Below are 23,193 nucleotides of genomic sequence, written 5' to 3' on the forward strand. Positions count from 1 at the left end.
GTAGCTTGGGGCCTGAAGCTTGCCGCTAATAAGTATTCGTCATATCCTCATCCACACAAATAATAAAATCAGCTTTTCCGATGTGTTCTTTATCGAGTTGATGAATATTCTTTTGTGATACCGTACTAATGGTTACGATTTTCAAAGATGGATTTTGTTTTTTCAGGTACCAATTGATGCCATCATAATAATCGGAATGATACGCGCCATTATAATGAATCAGTAATGTTCCGGGACGATGGTACTTCAATATAAAAAAAGCCATGGTCGCATCTTTCAACGCTTGTGCTTTGGGTAAATTTTCACCGCCATGTCCACCCATCATTTCGATCATTTTTTTGTAGCCGGGTAATTCTGCATCATAAGCAATGGGCAAGGGGGCCATCCATGTTTTTTCTTTGGCAGATATCGTATCCAATACTGCAAATCCACCCCTCGACACCATCGATGCATATCTTCTCGGAACATTGGTAGCAGCAAACGCAATTTTATTTTCTTTCGCAAAATTCACCAATGGGGCATAATCTGTTGGATAGTTTTTCCAGAGTCTGGCCATCGAATCCAATTGTTTTTGTTTGATGGTACCGGCCAAGTATAAATCAAGCGCTTCCTGATTGTCTTGTTCAAACATTTCCGCCCCTAAGACAAGCTCTCTTTTTTCTTTTAGGTCTTTGGTCACTTCCAATTGCAGCCAGTGTGCGATAGCATTGTTGTGGTATTCACCAAAGAGCAACACATCTTTATCGGTTAATCGCTTCAGCATTTTTTCATAGCTGAGTTTTTTCCCTTTCGCATCATACAATACATAAGGCTGCTTTTTTTGTGCGAATAGAGAAAGAGAAAGCAAGAGTGTTGTTATCAAAAAAATGTGCTTCATACCATGCAATGTAAACAAAAACCCTGTGCCGTACTCCGTTCCTCTGTGGCAAAAAAACCACGGAGATACACAGAGTACGGCACAGAGTTGCGCAGAGGCTTTAGCGATTGTATTCGCTTCGCCAGTGGAATTGCTTTTCGGCGAGGCGATATTGTTTGTTGGTTCGTTTGAGTCTTACAAAAACCGTGTCTCCTTTCACAGGACCACGTAAAAGAATAGTGCCACTATCGGGTATAGAATATTTGAGTGTAAACAAACTATCTGATTGTTTGCCGGCCCACCTGAACTCGATCTGTTGTTGGGTACTGTCTACAAAATAGCCGAAATAAGACCTTCCATAAGCCTTTCTGAACAAAGTATCTGAACTGATCATGCTGCCCGTGATTCCGGGTTGTAGAATGAATTGGGTCCATCGTGTTGAGTCTCCAACAATTGCCGGAATGGTATCCTTATTGATCACAAAATCAGCTACATCATAAATACCGGAACGAATGGGTTTTTGATCACTTGTATTTTGCATATCAACATAGCGCTGATAGTTGAAATAAGTGGGAACGATAATAATAAGGATCACAAATAAACCCTTCAATACATAACGAGTGACGCGCTGCCATTTTTTGGTAATCGTTATCTCATATAAACTACTTATTGGCGCAGTTTGATTGAATACAAAAAACGAGAGTATTCTTTTATATTCCTGCAACACCAGAAAAAGAGACATCACTACAAGATGTGTAGAAAATAGCTTTACCGGAATATCATAGCTATAGTTCATCGCCATTACATTGGTAAATACTGCCAGCGATACCATGGCGCCCAGTGTAACCGTTTTTCGATTGAATAATAATAATCCGGCGAACACTTCTGCTACTCCGGAAAAAACCTGATAGGGTGTAGAATAACCAATAAACATCCATGAAAAACGCATCGGCAAATATTCTCCTAGGGGTGTAGCGAGTTGACTCAAAGAAGGAAATATCATTTGCAATGCAAAAATCTTGATGATACCATAACCAAAACAAGTCATGGCTACTTGGTAACGAACGACTGTTACCAATAAATAATTCCAGCGTGGGTACGCTGATTTATTTCTGTCTACCAACGACCATATTGCTGCTGCTATCAGAGAAAATAATGTAAAGAACCAGAGATGTGTCCAAGCCCAAGATGTATCGCCACTTCCATTGAGTGGCACTAGCTCTTTGTATACTTTGAATATAAATCTATTTGCAAACTGAACGAGCTGATCTTGCAGCCAATACCAGGGAACCGTGACTTCTGCTACATATGGAATGTTCTCCAGCCATGTCCATGGGGCAATCGAGATCATCAAATAGATAAAGAAAAAACGGAAGAGGAATTTTTGTGTGAAGCTCCAGCTGGTATTCATACGCGTTGGTTGGTTGGTTGTATGAATTTAATAAAAAAGGCGGAGGATGTTTTACTATCCTCCGCCTATTGTTTATTTATTGCCACAGAGGGCACAGAAAATCACTGAAAAAGATATTACCAACCGATTCCATAATCTTCTCCATGATTGCTGCTGCCTCCCCAGAAACTACCATGTCTCCAATCAAACCAAATCGCATTGATGGGGCCGCTGGTGCGGTCTTCGAAACTGAGTGTATAGCCCATGCTACGCAATTCTTTTCTTACCCAATCCGGAGTATTACTATGTAATAAAAGATTTCCTGCCCGCGGTGCACGGTCTGATGTTTTATTACCGCCAAGCGATAACCACAATTGATTGGTGTTGATGTTTGCTGCTTCACTCGCTTCTTGTACGGTCATTCCAAACTCAACCATATTCAGGAAAAACTGTAAAAGGTTTTGATCTTGCGTATCTCCTCCCTGTACCGCAAATGATAGCCATGGTTTTCCATCTTTCAGTGCCATAGATGGGGTGAGTGTTACACGCGGTCTTTTTCCCGGTGCTACTACATTGAATGGATTGATCGTTGAATCCAATACAAAACTCTGCATGCGTTGACTCATGCCTACTCCTGTTCTACCGGCAATACATGCCGGCAACCATCCGCCACTCGGTGTAATAGAAACAACCCATCCTTCTTTATCAGCTGCTTCTACCGATGTTGTTCCCATCCATAAGGCTTCTTTGTATTCGGCATCATTCAACATCGCTGTTTGTCTTTGATCATGTGTGGGAGCAAAGCCTCTTTTACTACTGGTATCTTTCACATCATATCCTCTGCTCTTTAATAAACCGATATACGGATTTGTTTTTCCTTCAAATGGATAAGGATCTCCCGGACCCGCATTCGCATCGTTTCTATCCATACGCATTTGCGCAGATCTTTGTTTTGCATAGGCTTTGCTCAACAACCCCTTCATGGGTTCTTCCGGAGGAAAATAAGAATCGCCATAATAAAAGTCTCTGTCTGCAAAACTTAAGTTCATCGCCTGATAAATGGTGTGTATGTAACGAGCAGAATTATATCCCATACTCTTCAGATCAAAATTTTCTAAGATGTTCAAAGCCTGCAACAAAACCGGACCCTGTGTCCACTGTTTTAATTTGTACACTTCAATGCCTTTGTAATTGGTTTGAAGCGGTTCTTCTTCGATGGGTTTCCAATTGGCGAGATCTGCTTTGGTGATGAGTCCGCCCTGCTCTTGTGCTCCTCTCACAAACTCATCCGCAATATCTCCTTTATAAAAACGATCGTATGCTGCATAGATCGCTTCTTTTCTACTTTTGCCCGCTTTCAGTGCATTCTGTTCTGCTTCCACCATTTTAGTGAGTGTGTTCAATAAATCTTTTTGTACAAATATTTCTCCGGCCTCGGGTGCTTCTCTTTTTTCTCCCGGATGTGTTAAAAAAACTTGCTTACTATACGGCCATTGTTTGATCTGTTCTTTTCCTCTCTCTATACTATTCGCTGTTTGTGCTTCAATCGGATAACCGGCTGCCAGATCCATTGCCGGCGCTAATACCTCTTTCAAACTCATGGTACCATACTCTGCCAACATATAACAAATTCCTCCAGGAGTACCTGGTGTTGTAGCCGCTAACGGACCATATTGTGGCGGAAAATTCATTCCCTTACTTTTAAAAAACTCAGGCGTTGCTCCCGTTGGTGCTACACCCATGGCATTGATGGCAATTACTTTTTTTGTTTTGGGATTGTATATCAGTGCTTGTGTTTCTCCTCCCCAACTCAATACATCCCACATGGTACAAGTAGCGGCCAACATGGCACAAGATGCATCTACTGCATTTCCTCCTTTTTGAAAGATCATCGATCCTGCAGTTGCTGCCAATGGTTTACCGGTGATGGCCATCCAGTTTTTTCCATGTAAGGGGGGCTTCTGTGTTTGTTGTGCAAAAGAAAAAGACGAAATAAAAAGAGTGGCAAACAGAAATTTTTTCATGTGTAAATATTGATGCATAAATATAAGCATATCCTCTGTGCAACTCTGTGCCGCACTCTGTGAATCTCAGTGGTTTTAACCACAGAGGTAAAGGAGTTTGACGCAGAGTTGCACAGAGGGGTTTACTAATAGAAAAATCAACTTCGAAATTGAACATTCATTATTCAATATTCCTACGCCATCACTGCCAACATAGACAACAAATGCTCTCCCGCCTCCTTGTTTCCCTGTGCCTTTATTCTTGCGTCTTCCCTCCTGATTCCTTTAGTAAACAGACGCCAGGCAATTTCTCCATCGATGGTGATTAAATTTTCTGCAACAGGAACATCTTCTACTTGTAACCATTGCTGTCCATCATGCAATAAATGCCAGGTACCACCGGCTTCGCCTGTGATTTCAAATGATAAGAGTTCTCCCTTTGTTCCCGGAAAATTTTTATAATGATGTGGCAGTGCTCGCATCGATGTATCTAAATGAGGATAATAAAATTCTCGAGCGTATAATTCTTTTTCTTTTCCAACAGCGAGTCTGATCTGTTGTTGGTGATGCCATTTCTCTGTATACTCTCTTGCCCAATGAAACCAATTCGCTGACTCTTGTTCTCCGGCCCATGCCACAGAAAACAAAGCCGGGGCAAAAGGATCAACAGTCTTCAGGTATTGAGCAACTTCATTATTGGTTTGTTTGAATAAATCCAACACCAATCTAGGACTCATTCTTTTCGCAGCAGTGATCCAGTCAGCATTTAATTCATTCAGATAATTCAATAAATCTTGATAACCATTGATGTTTTGCGGAGGAACTCCAAAATATCCATCTCTTTGAATCGATAATATTCTAATATTTCCATCCAATAAATGCAATATCACATCTTCTACTTTCCACTTAGGTGCAATGGTTTGTTTTTTCCAATCTTCAGGAGACAATGTTTCGAGTAATTCAATCAATTGATGATCCAACGCAGGAATGCGATCAATGATTAATATCGGATCCGGAAATTTCATGATAGAAAGGTAGGAAAACAGAGAAATAAGAAAGTTATTAATGTATTTTCTCTGTTCTTTATTTCATGTTTCTTATTTCTCTGTTTACTATCCTAGTAATCCAGCTGCTTTACTAATCTCCAGCATTCTATCCATCGGTTTTTTAGCAGCTAATCGCAATGTTTCATCCATCTTGATCTCAGGTTGCTCATACATCATACACAAGTATAATTTTTCCAGTGTATTTAGTTTCATGTGTGGACAATCATTGCAAGCACAGTTATTATTTGGCGGCGCAGGAATAAAGGTTTTGTTCGGACTTGCTTGTTGCATCTGATGAAGAATTCCTGTTTCAGTAGCAACGATATATTCCTGATTAGTATCTGTCTGAGAATATTTTAATAACTGTGTAGTACTTCCAATATAATCTGCCACCGCTAATATTGCTTCTTCACATTCGGGGTGGGCGATCAGTTTTGCATTCGGGTGTCTAACCTTAAGTTTGGTAATCTTTTCTAAACTAAAGATCTCATGTACCATACAGGCGCCATTCCAGAGAACCATATCTCTTCCTGTCTTTTTAGCGAGATAGGCACCTAAATTTTTATCGGGAGCGAAAATGATTTTCTTGTCTTTGGGTACACTTTCAATGATCTTCTCTGCATTACCACTGGTACAAATGATATCAGACAGCGCTTTAATCTCTGCTGTGCAGTTGATATAGGAGATGACAATATGATCCGGGTATTTCTCTTTGAAGGCTTTAAATGGTCCCGCAGGGGCACTGTCGGCCAATGAACATCCTGCCTTTAGATCAGGCAAAAGCACTTTTTTGGTTGGATTCAGGATCTTGGCTGTTTCGGCCATGAAGTGTACTCCGGCAAAAACAATAAGATCGGCATTGGTTTCGCGGGCTTTTTGAGCAAGTCCCAGACTATCACCGATATAATCTGCCACATCCTGAATATCGGGCTCTTGGTAATAGTGGGCGAGTATGATGGCATTTTTTTCTTTCTTTAGTCGCTCAATCTCGGCAAAAATATCCAGACGCGCATCTATTTCTATGTCCAGGAAACCTTTTTGTTGAATTTGTTCTTTCGCTTCAGAAATGTTCATAATCAAGGTAATATTATTTAATAATACTTATTTATATAAAAGACCTATTACTATTACGGGTGTGGATTTCGGGATAACTAATTTATCCCCACCGTGCAAAGTTAACCTGTACAGATGTATCCACAGGGAATTCACAGGTTTTTCCACGGCATAACATTCAGTTAATATTGAAAACATTGTATTTCAGTCACATCTGTGGAAAGAGGAATACACAATGTCCATTTTTCACAATCCACTTTTCTTCCACTGTTGGTTAAGGTGTGGTAAAATGAGCGGAATTTAGGATGTCAGGTCTCTGATGTCTGATTTGAGGGTATTTATTCGAGCTCTTTCCACATTTGAAAAGGCAAAAACCGGGGTTTTCCACTGAAAATGGAGCTTTTCAACAGGGGTGTGTGGATTATGTAGGATGTCTGATTTCTGATGTCGGATTTATAGTGGGTGTTATGATTTAGGAGATGCTGAAAAAATCAAAAACTCATAAATCAGAGATCAGACATCCGAAATAGCCTTCAGCCTTTGTCTGGCTTGCACCGAAAAGGGTTTTCCACAATTTGTTCAAATGCTTTAAACCCCTATTTTTGCCTCCCGCCATTGGGCGGATTTTATTTATTAGACCAATTTAAACTGTATTATGTCTGTTATTCAAAGAATTCGTGACAAAGGTGCCTGGATCGTATTTGCGATAATCGCGTTGGCCCTCATTGCTTTTATACTTCAGGATGGAGTGGGTCGTGGTGGTAGTGCGTTTTCCAATACTACAACGATTGGTAAAGTGAACGGACAAAACATCGAGCGTCTTGATTTTGAAGAGAAGCTGGCTATGCAAGAACGTATGTATGGTGCACAAGGTGCTCAGCGTGATCAATTAATTGGTTCATTATGGAATCAAGAAGTTGAGCGTATTGTATTGGAGCAAGAATACAATAAGTTAGGTCTGCAAGTTTCGGGTAAAGAATTGTCTGATATTTTATTCGGACAAAATTCTCCGTTGCGTCAAGAATTCACAGATCCTAACACAGGTGAATTCAAGGTTGCTGAAGCAAAGCAGGCATTTGCTCAAATTAAAAAGAGCACCAATCAAGAGCAGGTGAACATGATTCAGAAGGCTTATATAGAGCCAACGGTTGAGCAGACATTAAGAAGCAAGTATCTCGCTTTATTACAACAGGCATCTTATGTACCTAAATGGCTGGTTGAAAAACAACAGGCTGATAATAATGCCATTGCTAACATCTCTTATGTTTATTTTCCATACGCTGCCATTGCAGATAGTGCTGTAAAAGTAACAGATGCTGATATAAGCGCTTACCTGAAAAAGCACAGTAAAGAATACCAGAAAGAAGAAGAAACCAGAAGCATCAACTATGTGTTTTTTGATGCATCTCCTAAAAAAGATGACAGCCTGAATACATTGAATCAGCTGATGAGTTTGAAAGAAGAATTCAGAACCACTTCTGATATCGCTTCATTCTTAAACCGCGCAGGAACTGAATTACCTTATTATGATAGTTATTTTGGTAAATCCAGAATGCAACAACCCAATAAGGATTCAATTCTGAGCACACCGGTAGGTGGATTGTATGGTCCTTATATCGATGGTAACAATTATACCATTGCAAGAATTGTGGGAGCAAAACAATGGCCAGACAGCGCTAAGGTTCGCCATATCCTGATCAACACCTTCAATCCTCAAACCAATCAGGTATTAAGACCCGATAGTGTTGCTAAGAAATTAGTAGACTCTATCGAAGCGGCCATCAAAGGCGGTGCTAGTTTTGATGAACTTTGTAAGAAGTATTCTGAAGATCCCGGAAGTAAGGATAAAGGCGGTGTGTATGAATACTTCCCTCAGGGACAAATGGTTGTTCCATTCAATGATTTTGCATTTGATAAACCTACAGGATCAAAAGGAGTGGTGAAAACAGATTTTGGTTACCACTACATGGAAGTATTGGGACAAAAGAATTTTAACCCGGCGTATAAAATTGCTTATTTGTCTAAACCCATTCTTTCAAGCGGAGAAACCATCAGCGCTGCCAGTACTGCTGCAGCTCAGTTTGCTTCAGGTGCAAAAGGAAAGAAAGAATTCGATGCCGCGGCATTAAAAGGAAATTTACAAATACTTACAGCCACTGAGATCAAACAAAATGATTTCAACATTAATGGTATCGGTCAAAGCCGCACACTGGTGCGTTGGTTGTATGAAAATAAAAGTGGTGCCGTTTCAGAACCCGTTGAAGTGGGCGATAGATATGTAGTGGCTATTATTACCGGTATTAATCCTGCAGGAACTTTATCACCTGCTGAAGCCAGACCGCTGGTTGAAGGGTTTGTTCGTAACGAAAAGAAAGCGAAGCAAATCTTGGATACCAAGTTCAAAGGATCTACACTTGAAGCCATCGCCACTGCTATCGGATCTACCGTTCAGCGTGCAGACAGCATCAGCTTCTCTACACCATTTATGCCCGGTATCGGAAGCGAACCTAAAATTATTGGAGCTGCTTTCAATAAGTCACTGGCAGGAAAAGCAAGCTCACCGATTGCCGGTACAACGGGAGTTTTTGCGGTAAAAGTAGAAAGCAATGGTGCTCGTCAGGGTAGCATGGATGCAGAAACCGTAAAACAAACCTTATTACAAGGTAACAGAGTAGCGGTGTTCCGTGGTGTTCAGGCACTGAAGAGCGCAGCCAAGGTTAAGGATAACAGATTCAAATTCTATTAATCGATATTAGATGATACGAACGAAAACCCGGCCACTAGGTCGGGTTTTTTGTTGGTGGATAGATTCCGCTTACCGAAAATGCAGAATGAACAGGATATGGTAATTTTGTGTTTTAATTCCGTGTTATGGCAGACGTGATTGTAAATAAGGTAGCAGAAAGCGGATTGATCAGTTTTGATCTGGAAACCTTGTATCCTCAGCAAACAAGAAAGGTCTTTGATCTGAAGGATCATTTGTTTATGGGATTGATTCTGAAAGAAAAAGATTTCAGAGCAGCGCTGTTGCAGATAGACTGGAATGAATATAAAGACGCTGCAGTAGCCATCACTTGTTCTGCGGATGCCATCATTCCGATGTGGGCATATATGTTGGTGGCCAGTTATCTTGAACCGGTAGCATCTACCGTTTTCTTTGGAACAGAAGAACAAATGATTCAGTCCTTATTACTCAAGAATATTGAGTCTGTAAATGCAGATGAGTATACTGATAAAAGGGTCGTGGTAAAAGGCTGTGGAGATGTTGCTATTCCTGAAGCTGCATACGTTGCCATCACACAAAAACTTCGCCCCGTTGCTAAGAGCATCATGTACGGCGAACCATGCAGTACCGTGCCCATCTATAAAAAGAAATAAATTTTCTGTGTTTTTCTGTGAACTCAGTGGCAATAAATGCCACAGAAGACACTGAGCAACACAGAAATTATTTTAATGGAATGGTTCTTTTTTTCACTTCATCGAAGCGCTCTTCATAATCTTCGCGGATGGTTCCCAGTATTCTATCCCAGAACAGGAAATACAATCCATAATTCCCTTTGAAATATTGATGATGTTGGTTGTGATTTACAGATGTGTTGATCCATCTGCCAAACCAATGTTTACCAAACCCCTTGGGATATAATTCATAACCCAGGTGTCCATATACATTATAAACGATCATAAAGAAAAAGAATATCAACAAATGCGTTTTATGAATAGGTATGGAAAAGGCAAAAACAATTAAAATCCCAATTTCTATAAATGCTTCCAATGGATGGAAGGCATAGGCCGCCCAAGGCGAAGGATTAGTAGATTGGTGATGCACCAGGTGCACGTAATTGAAAATCTTTTTATGATGCATGAGTCGGTGACAGAAATAAAAATAAGTATCATGAATCACCAGCATCAGTGGAAATGCAACAAAATAGTAGACCCATCCAAACTCGGTAATATTTTTATAGAGAGTAGTATGGGGTCTTACAAGAGGATGAGAAAAAACAATAGCAGAGACAAAAGCAAAAATCATCATGGTTGCCACAGAATAAAGGATCTCTCTTATGTAGTCTTTATTCTTAGGAAAACGCGGTTGAATTTTTTTATACAACCATTTGTTTCGGAATATAATATAGAATAGTAGAAAGAGAAGGAATGCCAGCAAAAAATAACGCATTCCAATTAACCTAAAATTGCCATAGAAGTTTTCCCAGATCATGAAATGTATAATGATGACAATAAAGTTACTTCCTTTTCTGTGTTCTTCAGTGTTCTCAGGGGCAATTATTGCCACTGAACGCACAGAAGGACACAGAAGGTTATTGAGACATAAACTTTTGAAGATTCATCTTGGCCTTTAGTTGTAGTTTTTTATGAAAATAACCGGACCAGCCCAACAGTAAACCGGTCAGTCCAAAAGCCTGTCTGCTCCAACGATAGATTGGAAATGCATCGGAATGTTCGCAGATCAAGCCATCTTTAAAACGCATATGAGCTTTGATCTTGTTCACGACCTTTCTGCCGGTTTGTGTAAATGTATAAACAGCAATCCATTCAACCGTAGCATACTCTTCGTCTAAAATTTGAATATTTCCGTAAGAAAGTTTAAAGTCTTTTGCGCGTTTACAAAGCATTTCCCACATAGCACGAACTTCATTGCCATCCAATAATCCAAATACAGGATCACTGAAAACAGCATCGGGTGTATAACAGGATTGCATGGTGGTATAATCCAATTGCTGAAAAGCGGTGTAGAATTTATGTATGGTTGATTCCATGAAAAAAAGGATTCAAGAATGAAGTAACAAGGAAGATGCAAGAAATCAACTTTTCAACCAGCTCCGGAATTAAGTTCGGAGCTAATTGAAAAGAATCGTTCAAAATTGAATATTCAATATTCATCATTTCTAATGCGCTTCCAGCCAATTATGACCCATTCCCACTTCTGCTTCAACAGGTACTTCATTCGGAAGCGGCATGGCTGTTGTCATACAGCTGATGATCAACTCTTTTAATTTGGGAACTTCAGATTCTACCGCATCAAATACCAATTCATCGTGTACTTGTAAAATCATTTTTGATTCCCATTTACCGACTCCCATTTCCTGATGTATTTTAATCATCGCCAGCTTGATCATATCGGCGGCTGTTCCTTGAATAGGTGAGTTGATGGCGTTTCGTTCTGCATAACCGCGAACAGTGAAATTGCCACTATTGATATCTTTTAACCATCGTTTTCTTCCGGCGAGTGTTTGTACATAACCATTTTCTTTGGCAAAGTTTACTTGCTCATCCATGTATCGCTGAATATTGGGAAACTCTTTTTTATAGTTATCAATGATCTCTTTGGCTTCCGTTCTACTAATACCCAGGTTGTCAGCCAATCCAAAAGCACCTTGTCCATAAATGATTCCAAAGTTCACGCTCTTGGCTTTGTAGCGCATTTCCTTGGTGACTTCGCTTTCCGGAACAGCATATACTTTTGCTGCAGTAGCGGTGTGAATGTCTTTATGTTGTCTAAACGCTTCGCACATATTAGGGTCGCCACTGATGGCCGCTACGATACGCAATTCAATCTGAGAATAATCGGCACTCAATAAAACGCGACCCGTTTCTCTGGGAATAAATGCTTTTCTGATCTCTCTTCCTCGTGCTGTTCTGATGGGAATATTTTGCAGATTCGGATTATTGCTGCTCAATCTTCCTGTAACCGCAACCGCCTGCGCATAACTGGTATGTACTCGACCCGTTTTTGGATTGATCATTTCAGGCAGGGCGTCCACATAAGTAGATTTCAATTTGGTGAGCTCGCGGAAGCCAAGAATATCATCTACAATCTTATGTTGACTTGCCAGCTTCAATAACACATCTTCACCGGTAGCATATTGTCCGGTTTTGGTTTTCTTGGCCTTGGGATCCAGTTTTAATTTTTCAAACAGGACCTCACCCAGTTGTTTGGGTGAAGCTAAATTAAAACGAACCCCCGCTTGCGCATAAACGCTTTCTTCGCAACGCGTAGCTTCTGTTTCTAATTCTTTGCTATAGTCTTGTAAAAAAGGAACATCAATCTTAACACCTTCAAACTCCATATCTGTTAATACACGCACAAGAGGATTCTCTACTTTTTCAAAAACCTGTGCCACTTCTTTTTCTTGCAATAGTGGAACAAAAACATGTTTCAGTTGCAAAGTAATATCTGCATCTTCAGCAGCATATTCTTTGATCTTCTCAAGTTCCACATCACGCATGCTTCCTTGGCTCTTTCCTTTTTTACCAATCAATTCTTCTATGTGTACCGGTTCATAACCCAAGTATTGAGCACTGAGCAAATCCATGCTTCTTCTACCTTCCGGCTCAATCAGGTAATGCGCTAACATGGTATCAAATAATTGTCCCTTTAATTGAATACCATACCATTTTAATACCAAGAGATCGTATTTGGTATTTTGTCCAACCCATGTAATGTCTGTTTTTTCAAACAGCGGTTTGAAAAGCGAAAGGAGATGGTGAACTTTTTCTTGTTCTGCCGGACAAGGAACATAATATCCTTCTCCGGTTTTGTAAGAGAAACTTAGTCCAACAAGTTCTACATTGTTGGCATCAGTACCGGTGGTTTCTGAATCAAAGCAGATTTCTTTGTGTTGTGATAGTTCTTTTACCAGATTTTGAATGGCTTCATTGCCCTGAATCAGTTGATAGTTATGTGGCGTGTTGTGAATATTCTTTTCTGCGATTAATCCGGATTGCTCAACAGCAGAACCATATACCGATTCTGATTCAACCTCTTTTTCTTTAGCAGGTTTCGAATTTTGTTTAGGCGTTTCTACCGCATTGCCGAAGAGATCTGTTTGAACGCCTTGTGGTGCAGCATGAAACGCGTTGAAATCCTCACCCAAGATTCTTTTACCCAGCGTTTTGAATTCAAGCTCTGTAAAAACCTCTGTCAAAGCCTCTCGATTCCATTCTTTTAAACGATAGTCTTCTTCATGAAACTCAACAGGTACATCAGTGATGATAGTGGCTAGTTTTTTACTCATGATGGCGAGGTCTGCACCATTTCTCACTTTCTCTCCCAGAGCGCCTTTTATTTTGTCTGCGTTGGCCAATACATTTTCGAGTGTGTCGTATTCTTTCAACAATTTAGCGGCCGTCTTTTCTCCCACACCCGGAATACCGGGAATATTATCTACAGCGTCACCCATTAATCCCAACATATCAATCACCTGTTCTACTCTTTGAATATCCCATTTTGCACAGATCTTGGCGGCATCTACGATTTCTTCCGGATTACCATAAGCGGGAGGTTTGTAAATGTAAACACCCGGATGAATCAGCAATTGTCCATAATCCTTATCTGGTGTTACCATGTATACTTCGTAGCCCTTATCCGCTGCTTGCCAGGCTACCGTACCAATTACATCATCCGCTTCATAGCCATCCATTTGCACCACCGGGATATTGAAACCGCGGATGATACGCTGAATATCAGGAATCGATTCCAATAAATCCTCCGGGGCTTCTTGTCTGTTCGCTTTATAGTCTGTAAAGTCTGTATGGCGCTCAGTTGGAGCGTGTGTATCGAAACAAACCGCTAAGTGTGTTGGTTTTTCTTTGTTGATGAGATCAAACAAAGTATTCGTAAACCCAAATTGCGCGTTGGTATTTCTTCCCTTTGAAGTGATACGTGGATTACGGATGAGTGCATAATAGGCACGATAGATCAATGCCATGGCATCCAGTAAAAATAATTTCTTACTCATGAAGCTAAGGTAGGGAATTGTGAATGGTGAATTGTCAATTTAAAGATTTCTAATTGACAATTCACCATTCACAATTAACACTCAAGACCGCTTCTTTTTGAGATTCAAATAATCCAAGAAATAGATCACACGAATGGAAATACTATTCTGTTGATCAGAACGTAACGTATTACCAAAGTTTTTGAAATAGTTCGTATTCACGTTTCTATTAAAACTACTGATAGCGTCTTTCCAAACCACATTGATAAAACTACCCAAGGCGAACTGCCAGGTATACACCATATCAATATTGAAGTAGTTCACGTTAAAGTCAACATTGTTGCTAATGCCTCCGGGAATATGATTGAGATAACCATCTTCTCTAAGTTTAAAAAACCCTTTATTAGCCACTTTACTCCAGTAATGTCTGGCACGGAAAGTCAACCCCATTTTATTATTGAAATTGTATTTCACATTGAATACATTTTCAACAGTATTTCTTTTTCGTAATGCAAAGATGATACTGTCCTGACCATACATTGTTGCATAACCTAGGTTATTGTGAAAGAACTGAAGAAAGGTATTCACAGATAAGGTTAGCTTCTTATTGAAACGATAGTTGTGTCGTAAGAAGATATCTTGTCCATTGCTTCCATATTGGTTAAAGGTTCTATTAAAGAACTCAACCACAGTAGAATATTTTTTTGCGTTATTGGTTTCAAACCAAAAACCGCTGGACCAACTACCCGGGCGTTTGAAAACTTTTCCATTCACACGCGGCTCAAAGAAATCATTTTGCTCGGGATTGATATTGATGTTGAAACCCACCCACCATAAATTTTTCAGCTGCGAATTCACATTGATGTTGAAGTTGAATCGCTGGTAATCCATTGGCTTGTAGCGCATGGAATAATTAAGATTCATATTCGCATTAATACGATTGTACCACTTTTTAGGCTGTAACCAACGATAACCCACCCATAAACCATTATTGAAATAGTTGTTATTGGTAAAGTATCCCATATCGTTATGGTTATACTTATTGTCAGCCAATTCTTGCCAGATATTGAAGTTGAAACGACCGCTGGTTTTACCAAATCCCAGTGTGTGGTTATAGCCGGTGAGTGTTTTACCCGGTGCTTCATATCCAATTAACTGGCTCACGCCCACTTGTCCGTTTACATTCCAAGTGTTTTTCTTGTCATAAATATCCCAAAGCGCTGCAGTTACATTCGCATCGTAATCGTTACCACTTCTAGTTACATTGGTGTTGATGAGGGAAACGCTAGAGTTGTTTTTCAACGATTGATCAAACACCAGAATATTGTAATTGGTCAGCGGGTTGGTTTCAATTCTACGCGTTTCTTTATCGCCATTTTCTATAGTAGCATACTGTGCTTTCGTAACCGCATTGAAAACACCGATACCCAAACCACTACTGGTTCTACCGCTGATCTTACTAGCATTCAACAATCTTGTTTCTAATGGATTGTTAAGGATGGTTTCGCCCGGTTTTAATTGACCATTTACGCTTCCCAGGTGCATGGGCGTTCCACCAATTCTACGGCTGTAAAAAAGATTGCCTTTTCCAAACAACTCAGTTCCTTCCGTAAAGAATGTTCTATTCTCATTGAACTGCACTTCAAAGGGTGTAAGGTTTAACACCTGATTATCGCTTTGTACTTGTCCAAAATCAGGAACCAATGTCATATCAAGTGTAAAAGCCTGATTGATGCCATACTTTACATCCATACCTCCATTGATAGAGGTAGTGGTGTTTTTTACTCCCGGTGTGTTGTACGGAAAGTGATTAGCATAGGTAGATAAATATGGAGAGAAAGAAAGACGAATGGGTGGCTTGATATCTTTAATTCCGGTCCATATGCCAAACTGTGCCAGGAAGTTCCCGCCAATGGCAGGGTCTGTTGGACTCCACATCAACTGCTTTCCACTCTTACTTCTTCTTCTGGTAATGTTGATACCCCAGTCTTGCACTTTTGTATTACCAAAACGAATGGCGCCATAGGGTATCTTCATTTCAAAGGTCCAGCCATCGGATTGCAGTTGTGCATTGCTTTCGAACACGCTGTTCCAGCTCCCATCTTCTCCATTAGAAGAATACTTGGCATCAAACTGCTCTCCTAAAGCAGTTACATAATAGCCAAAACCATTGATCTTATCATTATATGTATCGAAGATGACACCTACAAAGTCGTTCACCCCTACGACATCGCGGCCTACCAGTTCTTTGGTAATGCTATCCGGACTTGCCTCATGTGCGTAACCTGCGATATAGATTGCGTCGTTATCATATAGAATACGAATCTCGGTTCTGTTCTTCTCATCTTCTTTATTGCCAAATGTAGGACGCCACTCTACAAAATCTGTAGCGATGGGGGCTGATAGCCATGCTGAGTCTTTGAGATTGCCATCAATCACAATTTTCTGCGTGGTTCTCGTAGCTTCTATTTTTTTAACCACACGTGTACTGTTCTGCGCACGCAGCGTAAATGCGGTTGATAATATTAGTAATAAAACCAGGGATAAGGGTCTCATACAGTCGTTTTGCAGGTAATGGTTTTTCTTCATGTTGTTCTTTTTCCGGCCCGTTGTCGTAAAAAACAACAAGCTTTACGAAAAGAAACGTAGTAAAACTAAGAACGTTACATGCCGACCGCTGTTAATGACTGTACAAGAAAGATGAACGGTAATTGATAGAGACGGGTGGTAAATAGATGGGATGTGCTTGTAAATATTTTGTTAACCGAAAACAAAAATCCCGATCTGCTTAGACGGATCGGGATTTTGTAACAAAAACGTCGTTTTTTTACTTGATACCGTATTTGTGCTTGTATCGCTCGTATAGCTGAGTATGCTTACTGCTCAACTTGATACCACGACCTTGAATATATGCACCGCTTATAATACTGCTCTTCATATCAAGGATATCTCCTTCACTGATAACAATATTAGCATCTTTACCCACTTCAAGGGTTCCTGTTTTGTCATCAATTCCGAGGATTTTAGCGGCATTGAGTGTAATAGCTTTTAATGCTTCTTCTTTACCCAAACCATAAGCCGCAGCAGTTCCTGCATTAAAAGGAAGGTTTCTTCCTCTGTTCTGTGGATCATCATCATTCAAACAAAACAATACACCCGCTTTGTGTAAGGCAGTAGCAGCTTTATAAGGCTGATCTACATCGTCATCATCTAGTGTAGGCAGGTTGTGTTCTTGAGTAAGGATCACTGCAATATTGTGTTGCTTCAGCAGGTCGGCAATTTGCCAGCTATCTGATGCGCCCACCAATACCACATCAAAACCAAACTCTTTCACGAAATCAATCGCTACCAGCATTTGTTTTACCTGTGAGCAGTGGATGAAGAGTTTTTGTTTTTTCTCGAATAGTGCTTTAGTTGCTTCGAATTTCAGGTTGATTTCTTTACCCGCATCTTTTTGATGATAAGCTTTCGCTTCTCTAAAGAATGCTTTCACGCCTTCAATTCTATCCAAAGCGGCTTTTACTGGATCAGCAGGTTGTTGTGGTCCAAGCAATGCGAGCAATGCCGCAAAGCGACCACCACCCGGACGGGCCAACAAACTGGGCATATAAAAGTGCATGCCATTATCGATTTTGTAAGCGGCATCCTCGTAGTTCCAGGCATCCAATTGAACAACAGATGATTGTCCGGCAACGAGTTGTCCACCCGGCGCCACATGTGCCAACAGAATACCGTTAGCGCGTAAAGTATTGGTAACGATAGATTCAGCTTTATACGCAACGATCGAATGAATAGACGGGTTCAATTCACCTAACTCATTGATATCTGTGCTTCCGCGAACACCGGAAATTTCCTGCAAGCCTAATGTAGAGGCTGGAAGAATAATACCGGGATACACGTGTTTTCCTTTTGCATCTACAATTGTTTCTGCAGAAGGAGCGCCGGCAGCAGCACCGCTGTAGGTGATCTTACCATTGTCGAAAACCAGTGTTCCGTTTTCAATAACGGTACCATTTCCAACATGGATCATCGCATTGGTAATGGCGGTTTTTTTGTTTTGTTTGGGGGCAGGATACACATCATCCTGTGCTGTTGCGGTACTAAGCACCAGCGAAAGAAGCCCTGTATATAAAAGTGTTTTTTTCATGATGCGGTAGTTTATTGGTTATCTGCATGGATGTCTTCTGCCTCAATTTCCAACATGCCCAGTTTGTGGGAATGATCCAGACAGGTATGAACGTATTTGTAACTAGGTGTTGCAGGCATGGTTGGACGACCGCCGCGTTTTTCACCGACCATTTTATTGATCAGACGCATACGCTCTGCCAACACTTGTTTACGCATAGCAGCATCTTTTTCACGATCGAAATAAATGATACCATCTACCATGGTCTTTTCTGCTTTTGCATAAATGCTCAATGGATGATCGCTCCAAAGAACCAGATCGGCATCTTTGCCAACTTTGATACTTCCTACTTTATCATCTACATGCAACATCTTGGCAGGGTTGATGGTTACCATTTTCAACGCTTCTTCTTCGCTCAAACCACCATACTTCACACTCTTTGCTGCTTCCTGATTCAAACGACGCGCCATTTCCGCATCATCAGAATTGATGGCAACATTCAATCCTACTTTGTTCATGATATAAGCATTGTAAGGAATGGCATCGGTAACTTCAACTTTATAAGCCCACCAATCAGAGAAGGTAGAAGCGGCAGCGCCATGCTCTTTCATTTTGTCTGCTACTTTATATCCTTCCAGAATATGCGTGAACGTGTTGATACGGAAACCGAATTTCTCAGCAACACGCATAGTTGCAGTGATCTCATTCTGAACATAAGAGTGACAAGTAATGTATCTTTTCTTGTTCATGATCTCAACCAACGCATCTAGTTCCAAATCACGACGTGTTCCCTTTGGATCAGCTTTCAATGCTTTTTCATACGCAACAGCACGAGAGAACGCGTCTGTTAATACTTGTTCCACACCCATACGAGTATCAGGGAAACGATTGTTATTGCTAGATGAGGTACGCTTTACGTTCTCACCCAATGCAAACTTGATGAATGGATCTGCACCTTTGAATTTCAACCCTTCATCATCTGTACCCCAACGCAATTTGATCAATTGTGTTTGTCCACCAATGGTATTGGCAGAACCGTGCAGGATATGTGAAGTGGTAACACCACCGCTCAGCTGACGATAAATATTGATATCATCCGGATCCAGATTATCACCCATGCGCACTTCTGAAGTCACACTCTGCGCACCTTCGTTTGTAGATGCAGAAGCAATGTGTGAGTGTTCGTCAATGATACCGGCAGTAAGATGTTTACCGGTACCATCAATTACGGTAGCAGATGCATCGCTTAGGTTTTTGCCAACACGTGCAATTTTACCGGCTTTCACTAATACATCTGTTCCTTCTAGTTTACCATCTTTTTCACTGGTCCAAACAGTAGCGTTTTTGATCAGGTAAGTACCTTGTGTAGGAATCGCATTTTCGGCAGCGCCGAATGCGGTGAAGGGATACATGGTGGCACCGATGAGATTTCCTCTGGTGTTCGTTCTGGTTGCAGAATCCTTTTTAGCAACAGGAGCTGCGCTCATTTTAGCGGTCCATGTCATTCTATTTCCTTCAGCATCTTCTGCTGTACCATTCCAGCTATCACCATTGCTGAATCCGCTGAAACGAATATTATTACGAGAACGCTTTTCCGGAGCGAAGCTGAATTTCACTGCTTTGCCATCAAAGTTAAAAGTAGCGTTTACGGTATCTTTTGCAATCACAGTAGCAGCGCTGTTGCTTTTTACATCCATTGTATAAGATGTGGTTCCGCTTGCGCTTGTAATAGACAGCTGATAAGTACCGGCAACATTGTACCAGTTACTTTCATTCACCGCATATTTTTTACCCTGTACCCAGTTTTGCAAAATAGAAGTTCTTTCTGCGAAAACGGGTCCTGTAGTGATCACGAAGTTGGCAAGTTTGCCGTTATCGAGACTACCCACTTTATCATATACGCCCAACCAAGTGGCAGGTGTTTTAGTCAATGCTTCCATGGCCGCTTTCTCAGACAATCCCATTTCCATGGCTTTTCTAAGATTGGTCATAAAGGTTCTTGCATCGCGAACATCAGCAGCGGTTAGCGCGAATGAGATGCCGGCTTTTTCAATCGCTGCCGGATTCGTAGGAGCTAATTCCCAGTTCTTCATATCTGCTAAAGAAACCAAGCGAGCGTCGTTCGGGTCTTCTACATCCATAGCCGCTGGAAAATTCAATCCAACGATCAATGGCGCTTTGGTGGCTGATACTTCTTTGATGCGCTGATATTCTTTACCTGTTGCCTTTAAAATGTATTGAACACCAAATTCATCACCCACGCGATCTGCGCGCATCACATTCCAAAGATCTATACCCGCTCTATCTGATGGATCCATGATCTGAGGAAGTGTTTGCTGATCATTGAAATATTTTAAAGTGATGTTGACACCATCACCCTGTTCTGTTGTAGCAACGGGATTGTTCTTATACCACTGTGCATCCAAGTATGTCTGGCGCAACAATGCAATAGTTCCCATTAAAGAACCCGGATAAGATTGTGTTGAAGTTCCTTTATTGAAAGACAGGTGTGCAGCAGCTTTGTCTTTTACGATCAGGAAATTATCAGCATCATTGGCCAATGTTACAACCGTTCCGGTTCCACGTAGGATACCATCTTTTTGATGAGATAATACCGTTCCAAATCCCATCTCACGAAGTGGGCGCGCACGCGCATCATCAGCAGAGAAAATTTTGTAAGCATGCACATCTGTTTTCAAAGACTGATTCCATCCATAAGCTCCTTTTTGATTGGAGGTTAATTGGGCGGGAGCATTGAAATTGAAACCACCTGCTTGTTGTCTTTGTTGCTGTGGCATTCCATAATCACTGTAGATATCTATGAAGGAAGGATAGATGTATTTATCCTTGCAATCTACCACAACCGCATCTTTTGGAATGGCAACGCCATTGCCTACCGATACAATTTTTCCATCACGAATAACCATTGTGGCATTGGTTAATGTGGTCTGTGCATCTTTCACGATCGTGGCATTGGTAAATGCGTAACAACCATCACGCTTATCGCCAATACCATTGATGTGGAATGTTTCCTGGGCCTGTAGCAATGTAGCAAACAGTAGCCCCGAAAACAGAAACTTGAGTCTTCTCATGGTAAGTTAAATTGGTTTTAGGAAGAGTTTAAAGCTACTGAATAAGCGTAGCGTATAAAACAGCTATTTTATTTTAAGGATGAATGCACGAAAACAATCGGTAAAATCGGAAATGCCCTTTAAATAGCTACGGGCTTAAGCCCGTAGCTATTTAAAAGATTATTTCCCGGCATCGGTTTCTTTGATGAATTTGATCACACCATCCATGAATATTTGTTGATCATCCCACATAGACAAATGGCTGCCATTCGGACAATACAGGTATTTCCCATTTTGAACCTGTTTGCTCATCCATTCCATATGTGCGGGGTCCATGGTGTCGTATTTAGCGCCAACCGTTAATGTGGGTACTGTAATTTTTGGAAGATCCGCTTTTCGATCCCAGGTAAGTAATCTGCCACCTACTTTAAACTCGCTCGGACCCTGCATCATCACATAAATACTTTCGTTGATGTGTTTGAAACAACGATTCACTGGTTCCGGCCATTCGGGCAGGCGGCAAAGGTGTTTGGTGTAGTACTCATTAAAGACAAGCTCTTGGTAGGTTGGATCTTTAAACAGTCCTTTCGCTTCATACTGCTGTAAAGAGTCTACCAACGACGGACGCATCCGGGAGCGAAGCACTCCATTGTATTTTTCGTAATCCGGAATGCTCGCCATCATATTGCAGATGATCAGCCCCTTTAGATTTTGTTGATACTTGAGCGCATACTCCATCGCCAAAATACCACCCCAGGAATTTCCGAGTATATAGAAATTGTCTTTGGTTAGTCCGAGCGCAGTTCTTACTTGCTCTACCTCCTCAACAAATCTTTCCGTTGTCCATAAGCTACTGTCTGTGGGTTGATCACTATAATATGAACCAAGTTGATCATATTCAATGATCTCAAAACCCTCTTTCGGAAAAAAGCTTTCAAAAGCTTCCATGTACTCATGTGTCATCGCCGGACCGCCATGCAGCAACAATACTTTCACACGAGGATTGTTACCAATGGTTTTGGTCCAAACTTTAAAAGTGCCGACATCGGTTTTGATGGGAATCATTTTGATACCGGCCACTTGAACTCCGGAGTCTTTGGTGGCAAAGTATTCTTGAACGGTTGTTGACTTTTGTTGACAGGATACAATGAATACAAAAGAGAGTAATGCAAATAAAATTCTCATAGCAATTGGTTTTATGAAAAAGGCCTGTCCTTAAAGATAAGCCTTCGTTATAAATATTGCTAACAATATGAACTCGCTATTGTTGATGAGTGATCGACAACAAGGCCGGGGTTATTCTTTTGTGGGAACCTCTATTTCACAAACATAATTGCCATCTATATCTATAAATCGATAGACAAGAACAATATTATTTTCTCGAAAGTAGCCGGCTTTCGGGTCGGTTTTTAGCATGTTCTTTATGCGAAGCTTAGAGCCATTCAAAAGAGTAGCCGTATCAATATTTTCTTTGTTGTTTTTAATTAGAATATTATAGCGCAGCTTGTTTCCAACCAGCGCTTGTGTATTGACAAGTTCCGTCAAACTATCAATTTGAATTGGAGTTTGTTTGTTTGTGTAATTTGATATTTCTCGTAGTTCTTCACTGACGGTTAATACGGGTTCTTTGAACAAGGTCTTCAAAAGAGCGGTTGTTAAAAGCAAAACAAAAATGCCAATACCAATTCTAACAAGCAGCGATTGTTTCTTTCGTATTTCGTACATGATGGTTTATTATATAGACAAGATATAGAACCTTGAATAATAAGCGAAATTGAAGATTTATATATGTACAAAAGAGTTGGCGGGCTAGTTATGGAAAATTAGCTCGGTTGCCTTTGTTGGTCGCCCGACCACAGGTGTTCGGAAGATTAAGGAGGATTAGCCCCAAAAAGCTGCTCAAAGGTATTTGGAT

15 protein-coding genes are annotated in these 23,193 nt (G+C 40.7%); 2 read left to right on the top strand and 13 right to left on the bottom strand.

From position 1 onward, the window contains the following. Positions 1-25: 25 nt before the first annotated feature. The 5 genes from ACTIEV_RS12825 to nadA form a co-directional block, all read right to left on the bottom strand. Positions 26-877, bottom strand: a complete 852-nt coding sequence (locus ACTIEV_RS12825; RefSeq protein ID WP_322197395.1) for a ChaN family lipoprotein — start codon at positions 875-877, stop codon at positions 26-28. 100 nt (positions 878-977) lie between these two features. Next, complete coding sequence (locus tag ACTIEV_RS12830) at positions 978-2,267, bottom strand: hypothetical protein (protein ID WP_178886633.1); 1,290 nt, start codon at positions 2,265-2,267, stop codon at positions 978-980. Positions 2,268-2,383: 116 nt separating this feature from the next. Further along, positions 2,384-4,270, bottom strand: coding sequence for a gamma-glutamyltransferase family protein (locus ACTIEV_RS12835; protein WP_178886634.1), 1,887 nt, complete (start codon positions 4,268-4,270; stop codon positions 2,384-2,386). Positions 4,271-4,443: 173 nt separating this feature from the next. Next, positions 4,444-5,274, bottom strand: a complete 831-nt coding sequence (locus tag ACTIEV_RS12840; RefSeq protein ID WP_178886635.1) for a maleylpyruvate isomerase N-terminal domain-containing protein — start codon at positions 5,272-5,274, stop codon at positions 4,444-4,446. Between the two features lie 87 nt (positions 5,275-5,361). Beyond that, complete coding sequence (gene nadA, locus ACTIEV_RS12845) at positions 5,362-6,369, bottom strand: quinolinate synthase NadA (RefSeq protein WP_439516607.1); 1,008 nt, start codon at positions 6,367-6,369, stop codon at positions 5,362-5,364. A 634-nt stretch (positions 6,370-7,003) separates the two neighbouring features. On the opposite strand from nadA, the gene ACTIEV_RS12850 reads away from it, so the two are divergent. After that, positions 7,004-9,094, top strand: coding sequence for a peptidylprolyl isomerase (locus tag ACTIEV_RS12850; protein WP_322197392.1), 2,091 nt, complete (start codon positions 7,004-7,006; stop codon positions 9,092-9,094). Between the two features lie 125 nt (positions 9,095-9,219). Further along, the gene (locus ACTIEV_RS12855; protein WP_178886638.1) at positions 9,220-9,726 is read left to right on the top strand and encodes a DUF2480 family protein; all 507 of its coding nucleotides are present in this window, start codon (positions 9,220-9,222) and stop codon (positions 9,724-9,726) included. 67 nt (positions 9,727-9,793) lie between these two features. On the opposite strand, the gene ACTIEV_RS12860 is transcribed toward ACTIEV_RS12855, so the two are convergent. The 8 genes from ACTIEV_RS12860 to ACTIEV_RS12895 all read right to left on the bottom strand — a co-directional run bounded on the left by ACTIEV_RS12860 (position 9,794) and on the right by ACTIEV_RS12895 (position 23,003). Next, entirely contained in the window at positions 9,794-10,561 is a 768-nt protein-coding gene (locus ACTIEV_RS12860; protein ID WP_439516608.1) for a sterol desaturase family protein, read from the bottom strand. A 100-nt stretch (positions 10,562-10,661) separates the two neighbouring features. After that, on the bottom strand, positions 10,662-11,120 hold the full coding sequence (locus tag ACTIEV_RS12865; RefSeq protein ID WP_439516609.1) for a nuclear transport factor 2 family protein: 459 nt from the start codon (positions 11,118-11,120) through the stop codon (positions 10,662-10,664). Between the two features lie 129 nt (positions 11,121-11,249). After that, on the bottom strand, positions 11,250-14,102 hold the full coding sequence (polA, locus tag ACTIEV_RS12870; protein ID WP_439516610.1) for a DNA polymerase I: 2,853 nt from the start codon (positions 14,100-14,102) through the stop codon (positions 11,250-11,252). Positions 14,103-14,183: 81 nt separating this feature from the next. Next, positions 14,184-16,637, bottom strand: a complete 2,454-nt coding sequence (locus ACTIEV_RS12875) for a DUF5916 domain-containing protein (RefSeq protein WP_439516611.1) — start codon at positions 16,635-16,637, stop codon at positions 14,184-14,186. A 271-nt stretch (positions 16,638-16,908) separates the two neighbouring features. Then, positions 16,909-18,228, bottom strand: coding sequence for an amidohydrolase family protein (locus ACTIEV_RS12880; protein ID WP_439516612.1), 1,320 nt, complete (start codon positions 18,226-18,228; stop codon positions 16,909-16,911). Positions 18,229-18,239: 11 nt separating this feature from the next. Beyond that, on the bottom strand, positions 18,240-21,299 hold the full coding sequence (locus tag ACTIEV_RS12885; RefSeq protein ID WP_439516613.1) for an amidohydrolase family protein: 3,060 nt from the start codon (positions 21,297-21,299) through the stop codon (positions 18,240-18,242). A gap of 159 nt (positions 21,300-21,458) precedes the next feature. Then, the gene (locus tag ACTIEV_RS12890) at positions 21,459-22,463 is read right to left on the bottom strand and encodes a proline iminopeptidase-family hydrolase (RefSeq protein ID WP_439516614.1); all 1,005 of its coding nucleotides are present in this window, start codon (positions 22,461-22,463) and stop codon (positions 21,459-21,461) included. 111 nt (positions 22,464-22,574) lie between these two features. Beyond that, the gene (locus ACTIEV_RS12895; protein ID WP_439516615.1) at positions 22,575-23,003 is read right to left on the bottom strand and encodes a hypothetical protein; all 429 of its coding nucleotides are present in this window, start codon (positions 23,001-23,003) and stop codon (positions 22,575-22,577) included. Positions 23,004-23,193 lie beyond the last annotated feature (190 nt).

The sequence above is a fragment of the Sediminibacterium sp. genome, from assembly GCF_051861365.1.
Classification (GTDB): Bacteria; Bacteroidota; Bacteroidia; order Chitinophagales; family Chitinophagaceae; genus Sediminibacterium.

Excerpts from the sequence above, each read along its gene's own strand:
- ACTIEV_RS12860 (WP_439516608.1), bottom strand. The coding sequence starts at position 10,561 with ATGATCTGGGAAAACTTCTATGGCAATTTTAGGTTAATTGGAATGCGT.
- ACTIEV_RS12825 (WP_322197395.1), bottom strand. The coding sequence starts at position 877 with ATGAAGCACATTTTTTTGATAACAACACTCTTGCTTTCTCTTTCTCTA.
- ACTIEV_RS12885 (WP_439516613.1), bottom strand. The coding sequence starts at position 21,299 with ATGAGAAGACTCAAGTTTCTGTTTTCGGGGCTACTGTTTGCTACATTG.
- ACTIEV_RS12880 (WP_439516612.1), bottom strand. The coding sequence starts at position 18,228 with ATGAAAAAAACACTTTTATATACAGGGCTTCTTTCGCTGGTGCTTAGT.
- ACTIEV_RS12850 (WP_322197392.1), top strand. The coding sequence starts at position 7,004 with ATGTCTGTTATTCAAAGAATTCGTGACAAAGGTGCCTGGATCGTATTT.
- ACTIEV_RS12830 (WP_178886633.1), bottom strand. The coding sequence starts at position 2,267 with ATGAATACCAGCTGGAGCTTCACACAAAAATTCCTCTTCCGTTTTTTC.
- nadA (WP_439516607.1), bottom strand. The coding sequence starts at position 6,369 with ATGAACATTTCTGAAGCGAAAGAACAAATTCAACAAAAAGGTTTCCTG.
- ACTIEV_RS12865 (WP_439516609.1), bottom strand. The coding sequence starts at position 11,120 with ATGGAATCAACCATACATAAATTCTACACCGCTTTTCAGCAATTGGAT.
- ACTIEV_RS12890 (WP_439516614.1), bottom strand. The coding sequence starts at position 22,463 with ATGAGAATTTTATTTGCATTACTCTCTTTTGTATTCATTGTATCCTGT.
- ACTIEV_RS12895 (WP_439516615.1), bottom strand. The coding sequence starts at position 23,003 with ATGTACGAAATACGAAAGAAACAATCGCTGCTTGTTAGAATTGGTATT.
- polA (WP_439516610.1), bottom strand. The coding sequence starts at position 14,102 with ATGAGTAAGAAATTATTTTTACTGGATGCCATGGCATTGATCTATCGT.
- ACTIEV_RS12875 (WP_439516611.1), bottom strand. The coding sequence starts at position 16,637 with ATGAGACCCTTATCCCTGGTTTTATTACTAATATTATCAACCGCATTT.
- ACTIEV_RS12855 (WP_178886638.1), top strand. The coding sequence starts at position 9,220 with ATGGCAGACGTGATTGTAAATAAGGTAGCAGAAAGCGGATTGATCAGT.
- ACTIEV_RS12840 (WP_178886635.1), bottom strand. The coding sequence starts at position 5,274 with ATGAAATTTCCGGATCCGATATTAATCATTGATCGCATTCCTGCGTTG.
- ACTIEV_RS12835 (WP_178886634.1), bottom strand. The coding sequence starts at position 4,270 with ATGAAAAAATTTCTGTTTGCCACTCTTTTTATTTCGTCTTTTTCTTTT.